11 protein-coding genes are annotated in these 14,007 nt (G+C 62.1%); 5 read left to right on the top strand and 6 right to left on the bottom strand.

Annotation, left to right across the window (positions count from 1 at the left end; all coding sequences use genetic code 11):
• Position 1: 1 nt before the first annotated feature.
• From C4N04_RS28305 to C4N04_RS28295, 3 genes are all read right to left on the bottom strand, one after another.
• Entirely contained in the window at positions 2-1,909 is a 1,908-nt protein-coding gene (locus C4N04_RS28305; RefSeq protein WP_106797572.1) for an ABC transporter substrate-binding protein, read from the bottom strand.
• A complete protein-coding gene (locus C4N04_RS28300; protein ID WP_040111307.1) occupies positions 1,909-3,798 on the bottom strand; it encodes an ABC transporter ATP-binding protein in 1,890 nt (629 codons plus the stop codon). Before C4N04_RS28300 ends, C4N04_RS28305 begins: the two co-directional genes overlap by 1 nt.
• 156 nt (positions 3,799-3,954) lie before the next feature.
• Positions 3,955-5,298, bottom strand: coding sequence for an adenylate/guanylate cyclase domain-containing protein (locus tag C4N04_RS28295; protein ID WP_040140862.1), 1,344 nt, complete (start codon positions 5,296-5,298; stop codon positions 3,955-3,957).
• A 604-nt stretch (positions 5,299-5,902) separates the two neighbouring features.
• On the opposite strand from C4N04_RS28295, the gene C4N04_RS28285 reads away from it, so the two are divergent.
• A complete protein-coding gene (locus C4N04_RS28285; protein WP_106797570.1) occupies positions 5,903-7,240 on the top strand; it encodes a nucleotide sugar dehydrogenase in 1,338 nt (445 codons plus the stop codon).
• Here the strand turns inward: C4N04_RS28285 and C4N04_RS28280 are convergent.
• Positions 7,230-8,405, bottom strand: coding sequence for a DUF3095 domain-containing protein (locus C4N04_RS28280; RefSeq protein WP_106797569.1), 1,176 nt, complete (start codon positions 8,403-8,405; stop codon positions 7,230-7,232). The two genes, C4N04_RS28285 and C4N04_RS28280, sit on opposite strands and share 11 nt — an antisense overlap.
• Positions 8,406-8,528: 123 nt before the next feature.
• Between C4N04_RS28280 and C4N04_RS28275 the strand changes: the two genes are divergently transcribed.
• The gene (locus C4N04_RS28275; RefSeq protein ID WP_077989511.1) at positions 8,529-9,008 is read left to right on the top strand and encodes a class I SAM-dependent methyltransferase; all 480 of its coding nucleotides are present in this window, start codon (positions 8,529-8,531) and stop codon (positions 9,006-9,008) included.
• 79 nt (positions 9,009-9,087) lie between these two features.
• Here C4N04_RS28275 and C4N04_RS28270 read toward each other — a convergent pair whose 3' ends face one another.
• On the bottom strand, positions 9,088-9,543 hold the full coding sequence (locus C4N04_RS28270; RefSeq protein ID WP_077989510.1) for an Rrf2 family transcriptional regulator: 456 nt from the start codon (positions 9,541-9,543) through the stop codon (positions 9,088-9,090).
• A gap of 129 nt (positions 9,544-9,672) precedes the next feature.
• Between C4N04_RS28270 and C4N04_RS28265 the strand changes: the two genes are divergently transcribed.
• Entirely contained in the window at positions 9,673-10,578 is a 906-nt protein-coding gene (locus C4N04_RS28265) for an NAD(P)/FAD-dependent oxidoreductase (protein WP_106797568.1), read from the top strand.
• A gap of 83 nt (positions 10,579-10,661) precedes the next feature.
• Here the strand turns inward: C4N04_RS28265 and C4N04_RS28260 are convergent, their stop codons facing one another.
• Positions 10,662-12,575, bottom strand: a complete 1,914-nt coding sequence (locus C4N04_RS28260) for an adenylate/guanylate cyclase domain-containing protein (protein ID WP_106797567.1) — start codon at positions 12,573-12,575, stop codon at positions 10,662-10,664.
• Between the two features lie 297 nt (positions 12,576-12,872).
• Here C4N04_RS28260 and C4N04_RS28255 point away from each other — a divergent pair, with 297 nt between their 5' ends.
• Both C4N04_RS28255 and C4N04_RS32615 read left to right on the top strand, forming a co-directional pair.
• On the top strand, positions 12,873-13,316 hold the full coding sequence (locus C4N04_RS28255; protein WP_106797566.1) for a DUF805 domain-containing protein: 444 nt from the start codon (positions 12,873-12,875) through the stop codon (positions 13,314-13,316).
• A 178-nt stretch (positions 13,317-13,494) separates the two neighbouring features.
• The gene (locus C4N04_RS32615) at positions 13,495-13,632 is read left to right on the top strand and encodes a hypothetical protein (protein WP_348628316.1); all 138 of its coding nucleotides are present in this window, start codon (positions 13,495-13,497) and stop codon (positions 13,630-13,632) included.
• Positions 13,633-14,007: the final 375 nt, after the last annotated feature.

The following is a 14,007-nucleotide window of genomic DNA, read 5'->3' as shown; positions in this document are numbered from 1 at the left end:
CTCAGGCCTCCTTGTACCAGAATGCATCCGGCATGTAGATGCCGAGATAGGAGGTGGGGTCGAAGCCGTAGAGGGCTTTCTCCGGCAGGTTCTGCAGCTTGGCGGCGCGAAGGATCGGCTGCAGCGTGCTGTTGATCAGGCCGATCGAAAACACCTGCTGCGTATAGAGCGACAGCATCTTGTGCCAGATCGCCTGGCGCTCCTCGAACTTCGCCGTCGAGCCCCATTGTTTGAGCAGATCGATCAGTTCGGCCGCCTCCGGCAGGTCGGGCGCGACACCCTCCTGGCCGGCGGAGAGATAGTGCATGCCCCAGAGCGGCCACTGCAGCTGATCGTCGAGCGTCGGCGCCAGCCCCGAGGGCGACATGTCGGCCGTCGGCACGCCATTGTCGAGACCGTACCAGATCGACATCATGATCGTGCCGCTCATGGCGCGGTTGCGGAAGACGTCGCGCTGCGAAGTGCGGGTATAGAGCGCAAGGCCGATATTGGCCCAGTGATCGTGCACCAGCTCCAGCACGTCGGTATCGAGATTGCTTTCGCCGGCGGTCTCGACGGTAATCTCGGCGCGCCGTCCGTCCGGCAGCAGCCTGATGCCGTCGCCGCCGCGCCTGGTCAGACCGAGTTCGTCGAGCAGGCGGTTGGCCTCGTCGGGATCGAACTTGACGAAGGCGTCGGCATATTCCTGCTTGAACAGTGGGCTGTCTGGCAGCACGGTATCGGCGCTCGGCGTGCCCAGGCCGTAGAAGGCGACCATGTTGATCTCGTGCCGGTCGATCGCCAGCGACAGAGCCCGGCGCAGACGCACGTCGCGGAACAGGCCGCGCCAAACCTCGTCGGCGCAGTTGAGGTTCGGCAAGAGCGTGATGCGCGAGCCGCGCGCCACCTTCCAGAGATTGACCTTCACCGGAAAGCGCTTTTCGGCCTCCTTCAGGAAGGTGTAGTCGTTGAAATCGATGCCGGTCGCCTGCAGGTCGGCTTCGCCGGCACCCGCCTTGGCGGCGATAATCGACGAGGAGGAGACGTTGAGGACGAAACGGTCGAGATAGGGCAGCTGCCGGCCGGTCTCGTCGACCCGGTGGAAGAACGGGTTGCGCTCGAAGACGAACTGGTCGGCCGGCAGCGCCGTCGTGTTGCGCCAGGGATCGAGCGTCGGCAGGTTGGGATTTTCCGGCCGGTAGGAGCGCGCCATCTTGATGTGCAGATCCTGCCACTTCTTGACGCGGCTGGTCTTCATCATCTGTTCCATCTTCGCCTCGTCGGGCTGGAACTTCTTATGGAATTGCTTGAGGTAATGCCCCGGCCCGAAGATGACGAGCGGCTGGGGACCTGCCAGCGTCGGCAGGAACATCGGATTGGGTTTTTCCCAGGTGTAACGCACCGTCAGCGCATCGAGCATTTCGAAGCGCGGCAGACTGCCGTGCGGGCGAAGCTCGAGCGCGCCGCCGCCCGGCGTCAGCTTGTCGTTCAGGATGACGTCTTCCCACCAGTAGCGGAAATCGTCGGCGGTGAACGGCGCCCCATCGGACCATTTATGGCCTTCGCGCAGCGTGAAGGTGAAGACCGTGTCGTCCTCCGCGCGGAAATCGGCGAGAATGTCAGGCTGGAACTGCAGGTGCTTGTCGTAGCCGACCAGGCGGGAATAGCCGTAGATCGTCATGAAGCGGATGTCGCGCTGGCTGCCGATGATGGTGCGCACCGTGCCGCCATAGGCGCCGGGTTCGAGCCCCATCTCCTTCAGGTTGACGATGCGCGGGCGCAGTGGAATACGCTCAGCCATACCAGGCAGGCTGCCTGCGGCCAGCCGCTCCTTGAGAAATTCCGGCTCGACTATCTGCTCGGCGCGAAGCACCGCCGGTGCGATCGCAGCCCCGACAAGGCCGCCGAGAAAGGTGCGACGCGTTACCATCAGCGCAACTCCTTGGCCGTAGCGCCCTTGCGGGCGCGCACCAGATGGCCGTCGCCGAGATCGGCATAGGCAAGCTCGGAAGCGTCGTCATGCTCGGCGGTGAAGGTTTTCCCCCAGTTCTGCTTGTCGGCGGCGCCGTTTTCGCGCAGCGCCTTGAAATCGAGCGGCCGGTCGAGATCGGGGAAGGGGACGGCGGCGAGCAGCGATTTCGTATAGGGATGCACCGGATCGCGCAGGATGATTTCGCGCGGCGCGATCTCGACGATGCGGCCCTTGCACATGACAGCGATGCGGTCGGCCATGTAATCGACGACGGCGAGGTTGTGCGAGATGAAGAGATAGGTCAGCCCCAGTTCCTTCTGCAGGTCCTTCAACAGGTTGAGGATCTGCGCCTGGACGGAGACATCAAGCGCCGAGACCGGCTCGTCGAGGATGACGAGTTTCGGCCCGAGGGCAAGCGCGCGGGCGATGCCGATGCGCTGGCGCTGGCCGCCGGAGAAGCTGTGCGGGTAACGGCTGAGGTAGCGCTTGTCGAGACCGATCGCCGCCATCAATCCTTCGACCTTGCGCTTGCGCTCGTCGCTGTCGCCGCGATCATGGATCTCGAGTGGTTCGCTTAGGATGTTGCGCACCGTCATGCGCGGCGAAAGCGAGGAAACCGGATCCTGGAACACCATCTGGATCTTGGTGCGCATGTCCTGCAGCTCGTCGCCTTTGACCGCGAGGACGTCGATGACCTCCTTGCCGTCGTTGAACACGACCGCGCCGCTGTCGGGTGTGACGGCGCGCATCAGGATCTTGCTGAGCGTCGTCTTGCCGCAGCCGGATTCGCCGACCAGGCCCAGACATTCGCCGCGGCGGATATCGAAGCTGACATCGTCGACGGCGCGCAGCACGGTGGCCTCGTGCTTGCCGAGAAAACTGCGCTTGCGCGTCTTGTAGGTCTTGCAGAGATTGCTGACGGACAACAGCGTGCCCGGCGTCTCCGCCTGCAGCGGCTTCTTCTTGCCGACGAGAGTCTCGAGATTGACCGGCACGTCGCGCAGCGCCTTCAGCCGCTCGCCCGGTTTCATGTCGAAATGCGGAACGGCGGCCATCAGCGCCTTGAGATAGGGGTGCTGCGGATTGCGGAAGATCGCCTCGACCGGCCCGGCTTCCATGATCTCGCCGTGATAGATCACGACCACCTCGTCGGCCATGTTGGCGACGATGCCGAGATCGTGGGTGATGAGCAGCATCGCCATGCCGAGCTTGGCCTGCAGGTCACGCAGCAATTCGAGGATCTGCGCCTGGATCGTCACGTCGAGCGCCGTCGTCGGCTCGTCGGCGATCAAGAGCGCCGGCTTGCAGATCAGCGCCATGGCGATCATTGCGCGCTGGCGCATGCCGCCGGACAATTCGAACGGATACATGTCGTAGGTGCGGTGCGGATTGGAAAAGCCGACGAGACCGAGCATTTCCTCGGTCTTCTCACGCGCCTCCTGCTTGTCGGCTTCGGTATGGATCAAGAGCGCTTCGCTGATCTGGTTGCCGACCGTGTGCAGCGGCGAGAGCGAAGTCATCGGCTCCTGGAAGATCGTCGCCATGCGTCGGCCGCGCAGGTCGCGCATTTCCTCGCTGTCTCGCGACAAGGAGAGGATATCGGTCGTGCTGCCGTCGAGCGGATCGGTGAAGAGGATGCTGCCCGATGCCTTGGCCGGATTGGGCAGGATGCCCATGATTGCCTGGCTGATCACCGATTTGCCCGAGCCGGATTCACCGACAAGAGCGGTGACCTTGCCCGGAAGGATGCGGAGATTGGCTTCCTTTACGACGCGCAGGCGGTCGCCGAAAACCGAGAACGAGATGTCGAGATTCTCAATACGCAACAAATCGGCAGCGGACGCCATACCAATGAAATTCCCCAGTCTTCTATGTTCCCGTTAAGGCAACACTATCGTACCGCAAACGGGGTGTCTAGCTGATGACAATCAAGGGGATATCGCCGCCTTTCGCCGCGGTCGTCCGGACGAAACACGCAGTTTTATCGGTGCCGATCTGGCGTTTTACTGGATGAACTTCTCCATGCTGGTGCGCTTGACCTGTTTCTTCGCGTCCTGGTGCAGCAGAATGACCTGCTCGGCTTCGGAAAGTCCGTTCTGCACGGCCTCGCGGAAATGTTCGTCGACATGGATCTCCGGGGCCGGCGCGCGCGGCTGCAGCACCGTCACCTTCTGGCGGATGCCGCGCAGCTTCTCTTCGCCGAGCCGCGTCCATTCGCCGCCGCAATAACCGGCGAAGGCCTGGCTGGCGACGACCTCGCGGCCGTATTTCTTGGTCAGGATCTGAAGACGCTGCACCTCGTTGACCGCCGATCCGAAGGCGGAGAAGGTCAGGCGGTCCTTCAGGCCGACATTGCCGAACATGACGTTGCCGACATGCAGGCCGATGCCGTAGCCGATCTTGCTGAGACCCTTCTGCTCGCGTTCGCCGTTGAGCTCGGCGACCCGCGCCTGGGCCTGGTGAACGGCCGACAGCGCTGCCTCGCAGGCAATCTTCGACGGATCCTTGTGGCGCCCGCAGGGATAGACGGCCAGGAAGCCGTCGCCGAGGAAGCTCAATATTTCGCCGCCATTGCGGTTGAAAGGAGCGGCGATCGCGTCGAAGAACTGGTTCAGCGTGTCGATATAGGCCTGACGGCCCTCTTTTTCGGCATACATGGTGGATTCACGCATGTCGCCCATGACGAGGGCGGCGCGGATCGTCTCGCCGTCGCCGCGGCGGATCTGGCCGTTCAGCACCCGCTTGCCGGCGTCGCCGCCGAGATAGGTGGTCAGCATATTGTTGGCGAGCTTGCCGAGCACCGCCATCTTGGCGGCGACCGCCAGATGGTTCTGCATTCGCAGCAGCGCATCGATCATGTCGTCGGAAAAGCCGTTATTGTGGTCGGTCGACCACGAGCCCATCATGCCCTGCACAGAGCCGTCGCTGAAGGGCTGCACGAAGGCGAGGTAGTCGGTGATCTTGTCCTTGCGCAGATCCTCGAAGATCGGGAATTCGGCCGGTCCGTCCTGCGACAGTCGGCGGCGGATGTGCTGCAGGTTGTTGTCGAGCAGGTAATAATAGGGGCTCTGCAGGAAGCGGTCCGGCTTCTGCCCGGCCGGCATGCGGAAGCCTTCGATGGTGACGCCGCTGGCGCGCCGCCAGGTGAAGCTCAGCGCATCGTAGAGCGGGTGCAGCATCGAAAAGGTCAGGTGCACGCGCGCGATCGGCAGGCCGGCGGAGGCCATCCTTTCGCAGAAGCCGCTGACGATGGTTTCGAGATCGTTGCCCGCCAGTGAAGAATTCGTCAGCCATTCGGCGACGCGGTCCAACAGGATGGAGGACACGCTGGATTCGATCGTGCTCATTCTCGGTATGATCCTCATAAAGCACGCCATCCCCAAGAGGCAAAAATCCCTCGGCCGGCACATTTACATGCACAGGTCACAAGGAAATCAGGATGTACGAGCGGTAATATTGTGTCAACGATCTGCCGAGAGCCCGGCAGCGGCGTCCCTCAGTTCCCCTAACGGGGGACCGGACGGGTGGTCCTTTCACGTGGTTCATTATCAAAAGTCAAAATAGGGATGCTGCATATGCGAAACAATGGGAGCGGGATTCTTTTGTGCTCCAAAGTTGCATCGGATGACCCAGCCGGCACATTTCGGCCACGCCCGGCTAAAGGCTTTTTCAGGTCTGTCAGCGAGAACTGCCCCTCATCCGCCTGCCGGCACCTTCTCCCCGCTTGCGGGGCGAAGGAGGATAGCCGCAACCTCTCCATTCTTCGCCAGCGTCTCGCAGGGCACGTCCCCTCGCCCAGTGTTTACGGGGAGAGGGTTAGGGTGAGGGGCAAATCTGACGCCGAATCGGCATTTCTGTCGGGGGAAAGCGGAAGATCGGCGCCCGGGTTTAATTCGCCGCCATCATGCATTAGATCAGCGTTCTGAATTTCTCCGTTTGAAAGATCCCGCCTTGGCCACTTCCACCTTCGATACGCTTTTGCAGAAGATCGAAACCCGCGCGGCGCGCGCCGGCGTCATAGGCCTCGGCTATGTCGGCCTGCCGTTGGCGATCGCCGTGGCGCGCAGCGGCTTTGCGGTCACCGGCTTCGACATCGACCCTTCCAAGATGGTGGCGCTCGAGGCCCGCCGCTCCTATATCGATGCCGTCAGCGATGCAGCCCTTGCCGCCGAGATCGATGCCGGGCGCTTCCAGGCGACGACCGATTTCGCCGGTCTGGCGGCCTGCGACGTCATCATCATCTGCGTGCCGACGCCGCTCACCAAACATCGCGATCCCGATCTGTCCTTCGTCGAGGCGACGTCGCGCTCGATCGCCGCGCATCTGCGCCCCGGCCAGCTCGTCGTGCTGGAATCGACCACCTATCCCGGCACCACCGACGATATCGTCAAGGTCATTCTTGACGGCACCGGCCTGAAATCCGGCGCGGATTTCTTCGTGGGCTTCTCGCCGGAGCGCGAGGATCCCGGCAACCAGCATTATCACACCGCCACCATCCCGAAGGTCGTTGCCGGCGACGGGCCCGAGGCGCTGTCCCTGATGAAGGCGTTCTATGGTGCGGCGGTATCGACGGTCGTGCCTGTTTCCTCGAATGCGACGGCCGAGGCGGTGAAGCTCACCGAAAACATCTTCCGTTCGGTCAATATCGCCCTGGTCAACGAATTGAAGACCGTGTATGCGGCGATGGGCATCGATGTCTGGGAAGTGATCGAGGCGGCCAAGACCAAGCCCTTCGGCTACATGCCCTTCTACCCCGGCCCCGGTCTCGGCGGCCATTGCATCCCGATCGACCCATTCTATCTCACCTGGAAATCGCGCGAATACGAGCTGCCGACCCGCTTCATCGAGCTTGCCGGCGAGATCAATTCGGCGATGCCGCGTTATGTCGTCGGCAAGCTCGCCGAAGCGCTCGACATCCGCGCCGGCAAGGCGCTGAGCCGCAGCCGGGTGCTGGTACTCGGGCTCGCCTACAAGAAGAACGTCGCCGATATAAGAGAAAGCCCGTCGCTGCGGCTGATCGAGATCATCGAAGAACGCGGCGGACGGGCCGACTATCACGACCCCTTCGTCGCCGAGATCCCGCCGACGCGCGAATACCAGGCGCTGAAGGGCCGCCGGTCGGTGGCGCTGATGCCGGACGCTGTCGCCGACTACGATGCGGTGCTGGTGGCGACCGACCATGACAGCGTGGATTATGCGGCGATCGCGAAAAGCGCGGCGCTGATCATCGACACCCGCAATGTCTTCAACCGGCTCGGCCTTTCGGCCGATCACGTCATCAAGGCGTGACGGCAACGCCGGAGAGCTCCTTGCCGGTCATCCGGCTGGCGGCCACCGCATAACCCCCGGACGCGCCATCGATGAAATGCATATGGTCGCGCGAAATCGGCGTCGGCACGAAGCAGGTCATCAGCGCCGAAGCCTGCCGATGCAGGCCATAGCGGGCGATGCCCTTTGCCTGCGCCGCTTCCAGCAGCGTCTCGATGCGTTTCAGGTGCTCGGCATCGACATCGACCGTCATCTTCAGCCCGTCGTCGAATTTGCGGAAATCGGAATTGCCGGCGACGTCGCCCTTGTAGCGGCGGGCATCGAAGCGGCCGAGCGGGATGTCGAGCTTGTAGCAGAGAACGGTGATGGCGAGCTGAAGGAAGATGATCAGCTTCTGCCGAAGACGTTTGCCGGCCGGCGCCGTGGCCCTGGCCTCGCGATTGATTCCCTTTAGCGAGAAGGCGAATTTCGGGCCGCCGGCCGGCACCGGGTGGCTGCCGCGGTTCTGCTCGGCGGTGATGGCGACGATGCCGTTGACGAGGTCGCGGAATTCTTCGCCCGGCCGGCCTTCGCCGGGCACGGCGATGATTGAGACGATCTCGCCATTCTCGGCCTCGATGGGGCTCCAGCGGCAGGAGAGGCCGGTGAGATCGGGCCGCGTGCCCGAGGCGGCGCGCTCGACGCCGTAACGGCCCTGCTTCATCTGCCGTTCCGCCCAGCTGGTGCCGCCGCCCCAGAACATCGCATAGGTGACATAAGGGCTTGCCGAATAACGCGCGACACGCACGTCGAGACCCTCTGCGCGGGTATCGGCAACCGGCACGATGGCGATGCGCAGCATCAGACCGAGATCCTCCTCGACCCAGACCTGCACGGCGGCAAGCGCATCGCGCGCCGCCTTTTCCAGCGAACCCGGAAGCGCGATCAGCGCCCCGTCGCCGCCGAAGACGAAGGGATAGTCGCCCTTGCCGACGGCGTTCAACACCGCCGAAATGACGCTGGCGCCCGCCATGTTGACGTCCTTGTACCGGCCGCCGGCGATCGCCTGGGTCGAGCCGACAATATCGGCAAGCGCCAGCACCCAGCCATCGGGCAGCGGCCGGTAGTTGGCGGCATCGGTCACGCCCTCGAAGGCGCTGAAGAGCGGCACGGCGGCAAAGAAGTCTTCGTCGGTCACGGTTTCCATGTCATCGACCTTAGCACAGACCCATATTGCCACTGCAACGCCAATTCCCATTTACGGCAATCGACTTGGCAAGGTTTCAGTGTTAGCACGCGCTCACGATTTTCATGACGGATACGGATTTAGATGAGCCGCCTCGACAGCTTCATTCGCCGGTTGACGGCCCAGCGCGATATTTTGAACGCGATCACCGATCTCGTTGCAGAAATCGACGGCCCGGTGCTGGAATTCGGCCTCGGCAACGGCCGCACCTATGATCATCTGCGCGAGAATTTTCCCGGCCGCCGCATCATCGCCTTCGACTGGGAAGTCCGCTCCTATTCGGCCTCGACCCCGGAGCCGCAAGATATGGTGACCGGCAATATCCGCGACTCCGGCCAGGCCTTCCTCGGCATCGGCGCAGCGCTCGCCCATGCCGATATCGGCACCGGCCATGACGAGATCGACGCGGTGACGCTGACCTGGCTGCCGCAACTGATCGCCGGCGTGCTCGCTCATAACGGCGTCGCCGTCAGCGGCCTGCCGCTGGAGCATCCCGAGCTTGTGGCGCTGCCGCTGCCGGAGGGGATCAAAGAAGGGCGGTATTTTCTCTATCGCAGGACGTAAGCGATTGGGCGGGGACCGCGGCATCGGCCGCTGTCGCGATTTGCAGTGGCAGTTATTCCTCTTTGGAGGATTTAATCCCTCACGAGGCGCAGGAATAAGCCGCTGCCGAGCGGGCTTCCAGTTTTGCCTCGAACTCGTCAGCGATTTGCTTGAGAGTCACACTGCCCAGCCGCCTCAGCAGCAGCGCCTCGGCCTCCTGCATCGCATCTGCCAGCGCGCTATTGACGGCCTGCTCCACCAGACATTGCGGCTGGTCGCCGGCGGGGCCGATGGCGAAGAGGTGAGGCTCGCCAAGGGCGTTGTAGACGTCGAGCAGGGTGATCTCAGACAAGGGACGCGCCAAGGTCCAGCCGCCGCCGTGGCCCTTTTCGGAGCTGACATAACCCCGTTCGCGAAGGCCGGCCATGGTGCGGCGGACGACGACGGGATTGGTGTTCAACATCTTTGATATCATTTCGGAGGTCGCCGAATGCTCGTGCCGATCCATGTGGATCAGCACGTGCAGCATGCGGGAAAGGCGGCTGTCGTTGCGCATTGTTCCATCCTGTCGAGCGGGTAATTATCGCAGGCCATCTGTAACAACACAAGTGACATGACGCTTGACTGGGTTATTTCATGTAACTTATGTTGATTCATGAAAATGAAACACCGGAGGAGTGACAGCATGTCTTACGAAGTCATCGTCATCGGCGGCAATTTTGCCGGCCTGTCGGCTGCCATGCAGCTTGCCCGGGCGCGGCGGCGGGTTCTGCTCGTCGATGCGGGCATGCCGCGAAACCGATTTTCGCAGGCCGCGCACGGTTTTCTCGGTCAGGACGGCCGGGCACCGGCGGCGATCATGGAGGAGGGGAAGAGACAGCTTTCGCTTTATCCGAACATCACGTTGCGCGACGGCAGGGTCGTCCACGCGCAGAAGCAGGATGACCAATTTATCGTCGGCATCGAAGGCGGCGGCGAAGAACTCGCTGACCGACTCATTCTCGCAACCGGCGTCCGCGACACGCTGCCTGAGATTGCCGGCCTCGGAGACCGCTGGGGGCGCTCGGTGCTGCACTGCCCCTATTGCCATGGTTATGAAGTGAGTGGCGGCGAGCTTGGCGTCCTTGCAAACCATCCCCACTCGGCGCATTCGGCCGTGATGATCCCTGACTGGGGCGCGACCACCTTTTTCACCCAGGCGCGGTTCGAGCCTGACGAAGAGCAGCTCGCGAAGCTGCGCGCCCGCGGCGTCCGCATAGAACGCAGCCCGATCGTCGAATTGCTGGGTGATAGTCCGAAACTCGAGGCAGTGCGCCTCGCCGATGGCCGCATCGCGCCGCTCGACGCCATCTTCGTCGCGCCGAAAACGGCGATGGCAAGCCCCATTGCCGAACAAATCGGCTGCGCCTTCGACGACGGTATGTTCGGTCCGGTCATCCGCACCGGCGAAAACAAGGAGACCAGCGTCAAGGGCGTCTTCGCCGCCGGCGATGCCGCAAGCTCCATGCACAGCGGCACGCTTGCCTCGGCCGCGGGGGTGCTCGCCGGCGTGCATTGCCATCAGTCGCTGGTGATGCAGCCTGCCGGATAGGCGCCAAGATGTTGAGCAGAGGCTTCACGAGGGTGATGGGGCGTTTGCGAAAACGAATATCGCCAGTTTTCGCGATCAGACATTTAGCCGTCACTCTCCCCAATCAATTCCCATATATCCACCTTCTCCGCCCGGCCCTTCACCTGCGCCAGGCCGAGCGACCGAAACACGAAACGGTCGCCGACGGCGTTATGGATGGCGGCGCTGACCAGGATCGACGTACCGAATTCCTTGTTCAATCCCTCCAGGCGCGAGGCGACATTGATCGTATCGCCCATGGCCGTGTATTGCTGGCGCGAAATCGCCCCGAAACTGCCGACGACGGCCGGGCCTGTGTGCAGGCCAAATCGCGTGATGAGGACAGGACGGCCGTTCACTCTGTTCTCCTCGTTAAGGCCGTCGATTGCCGCCTTCATCGCGAGCGCGCAGCGGCAGCCGTTTTCGGCATGTTCGGCATCCGCAACGGGGGCGTTCCACATGACGAAAATGGAATCGCCGAGATATTGCACGACCGTCCCGCCGTGGCGCTCGGCAATGATGTTCAGCAGCTCGAAATAGGCCGATAGCGTATCGACGACGTTTTCCGGAGAATTGAGCTCGGATATGGTGGTGAAGTCCCTGATATCGGTGAACAGCACGGTCACATCCTGCCGTTTGGCTTTGACGACCGCTCGCCCCTCGGGGCTGATGATGCGCCGAACCACTTCACGCGGAACGTAGAGGGCAAACTGGCTGATGGCATGCCGGCTTGCCGAGAGCGCGCCGGCCAGCGAATTGATCTCCGTTATCCAGGAATGCGAGACGGGCGTCTCGCCGAGATCGAGATCGCCGATCCGCCGCGCCTCGTCGGCGAGCCGATAGAGAGAGCGGCTGACCATGCGGGAAAGCACCACCGATGCGCCGACTCCGGCGATCAACAGAGCGCCAGCAATCAGGAGATTGCGCACGAGCAGCCGATGGGCTTCCTCCACGAGGTCTGCGAGCGGCGCGACGATCACGGCCGTGCTGTCCTTAAACAGGCCTGAGACACTGACAGGGGCGATTTGCGCCAGGTGGCTTTCGCCGTCGATATCGAGCCGCGCCAAGCCGCCGCTTGCGAAGGCGGGATCTCGCCTGAGCCTGGCCACGGCTTCCAGGCTCGTGTCGAAACTGTTTGCCGTCGCGGCGAAGGCGCCTGATGTTCTCGCCCATAATCCGATGACCCTGCTCATGATCTGGGCGTCGGAATGGGCGACGAGGTTGCCGCCGCCATCGATGATGTAGGCTCGCGCATGCGGAGAAATCCCCTGCGCATTCAGCAGGCGGCCGATCGTCTGCAGGTGAATGTTGATGCCGACGACCACCCGGCCATCATCCTTCATCGGCGCCGCGATCGTCAGCGTCGGTATATTGAGCGTTCCGGTCACATAAGGCCCGACGGAAACCGGCACACCGTCCTGGACGACGGATTGGTACCAGGGCCGTTGCCGCGGATCGAAGGATAGGTAGTCGATGTCCCGCTCGCCGATCGGTCTTGCCTGGCTATCGAGAAAGCGAAGCGTCGATATAATATTCGCGCCTTGTCTCTCCGCGATCGTTCTGATCGCGAAAGCCGTGCCATCGGGCACCGCCAGCGCCTGACGCACATCCTTTCTGGCGGTGTTAATGACCTGCAGATAAGAACCATCGGGATAGCCGGTGTAAACGCTCGTCGCCTCGGGGACGTTTCGCAACACCTCGAGAAAGACTTCCTGCTTTGCCATAATATCCTGAGACGGCGGGGAAGTGAGCTGGGGCAGGGTCGATACCAGCGCCACCGCCTCGGTGCCGCCGTGAAGCGCAGCTTTGTATCCCTCGATAAGCCGTAAGCTCATCTCGCGCATCTGCTGCGCGCCGGCGTTCACCGCAGCAGCGCTTCCCTGCCGGAATGCCAACCAGATGATTGGCATCGACGTGCAAAGCAGCGACGCGACGACCAGGACGCCGAGATGCACTCTGAGCGGTTTGGACCAGCGCACGAGATTCCCCTCGAAATGCGGATACGTCTCAGCGCACCTATCGTCCCGATGCTCGTCCAGCTGTGCGAATGAGCGTTCCGAACGAAGTCAGCTAACTGCTTTTTTCGAGCTTGCACAAGGCGTTCAATACTCCTGCCGTCACGGTTAGCTTGACTGCGTCTTTGACTCACTACGTGAAACATGCATTTTTCTTGCAATCTTTACGTTTGAATTATAGCGCTTCCATCGGAGTACTATAAAGGTAAGCCAGTGTCGGATCTTGCGACGCTTGGACAAGTGGGAAACTGGGGAATTCAAATGGGATTTACTGAAGCTGTTCGGACAGTCTTGAAGCAAAAATACGCGACCTTTTCCGGCAGGGCGTCCAGGTCGGAATATTGGTGGTTCATGCTATTCTGCGTGCTGGCGCTGTTCCCACTTGCAATACTGGCCATTGTGCTCGCCTACGCCACCAGTGGTGGTGGCGCCCCATCGCCGGCTCATTATACCGTGGTCATCTGGTTGTTGTTCACAATCGCAGTTTTTTTGCCGTCCATATCCCTACAGATCCGCCGCTTCCATGATCGCAATATTTCCGGTTGGTGGTATCTCGCGCTGTTCATCCTGAGCTTTATTCCCTATGCCGCTTTCGTCACATTCCCGGTAACGATTGTCATCTCCCTGCTTCCGGGCACGGAAGGTCCGAACAAGTTCGGTCCGGATCCGCTGCGTCCCGAGGCGCAAGCAGAGGTCTTTGCCTAGAGCATTGGTTTGCAATGATGCCGCACCCGAAGATGCGAGGGGCAGGCTTCAGTCACGGCAGCATGTCGATTGAGGCGGCGATCCGAGGCGAGGGCGTGGCGCTCGGCCGCAGCGCGCTGGTCGCGAAGACCTGATCGCCGGCCGCCTTGTGGCGCTCTTTCCGCGAACGAAGATGGAGGTGGAATGGGGATACGACCTTGTCTACCGCATCGGCAATCAAGACGACCCGAAGGTGCGGGCCTTGCGGAACTGGATCGCCGACGAGGTGCGTGACTTCACCGCCGCCAATTTTTGGATTGACCCGCTGTTGCCATGAAGCTGCCGGCTGTGCACAATGCCAGGCTCGCTGCGAACGGCCGGGGTGGGGCGTCCTGGTTCGGCTAATAAAAAGCGTGCCGTGCGGCCCCTCATCCGACCCTTCGGGCCACCTTCTCCCCGCTGGGGAGAAGAGAGAACAAGGCGCACCGACACTGCCCAAACGAACTCTCCTGCGTAAAGGCACTCCATTCAATGGTGTCGATGACGGAGCCGCATTCTCCCTCTTCTCCCCAGCGGGGACTGTTGCATAACCGGCGTTGCAGCTTGGGTCAGGCGATTGCCGTCATCTGTGCTTGCCCCGCTTCGGTGTGTGGCGGGGTGATGGTGGCTGAATTTGATGATTTGGCAGGCAGCTGGACGGAGTCCGCCCCTT

Source organism: Rhizobium sp. H4 (genome assembly GCF_003013335.1).
Classification (GTDB): domain Bacteria; phylum Pseudomonadota; class Alphaproteobacteria; order Rhizobiales; family Rhizobiaceae; genus Rhizobium; species Rhizobium sophoriradicis.
This window is presented reverse-complemented; position numbering and strand designations above follow the sequence as displayed.

Bases quoted from the DNA above. Each gene is read 5' to 3' on its own strand.
- C4N04_RS28305 (WP_106797572.1), bottom strand. From the start codon at position 1,909: ATGGTAACGCGTCGCACCTTTCTCGGCGGCCTTGTCGGGGCTGCGATC.
- C4N04_RS28300 (WP_040111307.1), bottom strand. From the start codon at position 3,798: ATGGCGTCCGCTGCCGATTTGTTGCGTATTGAGAATCTCGACATCTCG.
- C4N04_RS28295 (WP_040140862.1), bottom strand. From the start codon at position 5,298: ATGAGCACGATCGAATCCAGCGTGTCCTCCATCCTGTTGGACCGCGTC.
- C4N04_RS28280 (WP_106797569.1), bottom strand. From the start codon at position 8,405: ATGGAAACCGTGACCGACGAAGACTTCTTTGCCGCCGTGCCGCTCTTC.
- C4N04_RS28275 (WP_077989511.1), top strand. From the start codon at position 8,529: ATGAGCCGCCTCGACAGCTTCATTCGCCGGTTGACGGCCCAGCGCGAT.
- C4N04_RS28270 (WP_077989510.1), bottom strand. From the start codon at position 9,543: ATGCGCAACGACAGCCGCCTTTCCCGCATGCTGCACGTGCTGATCCAC.
- C4N04_RS28265 (WP_106797568.1), top strand. From the start codon at position 9,673: ATGTCTTACGAAGTCATCGTCATCGGCGGCAATTTTGCCGGCCTGTCG.
- C4N04_RS28255 (WP_106797566.1), top strand. From the start codon at position 12,873: ATGGGATTTACTGAAGCTGTTCGGACAGTCTTGAAGCAAAAATACGCG.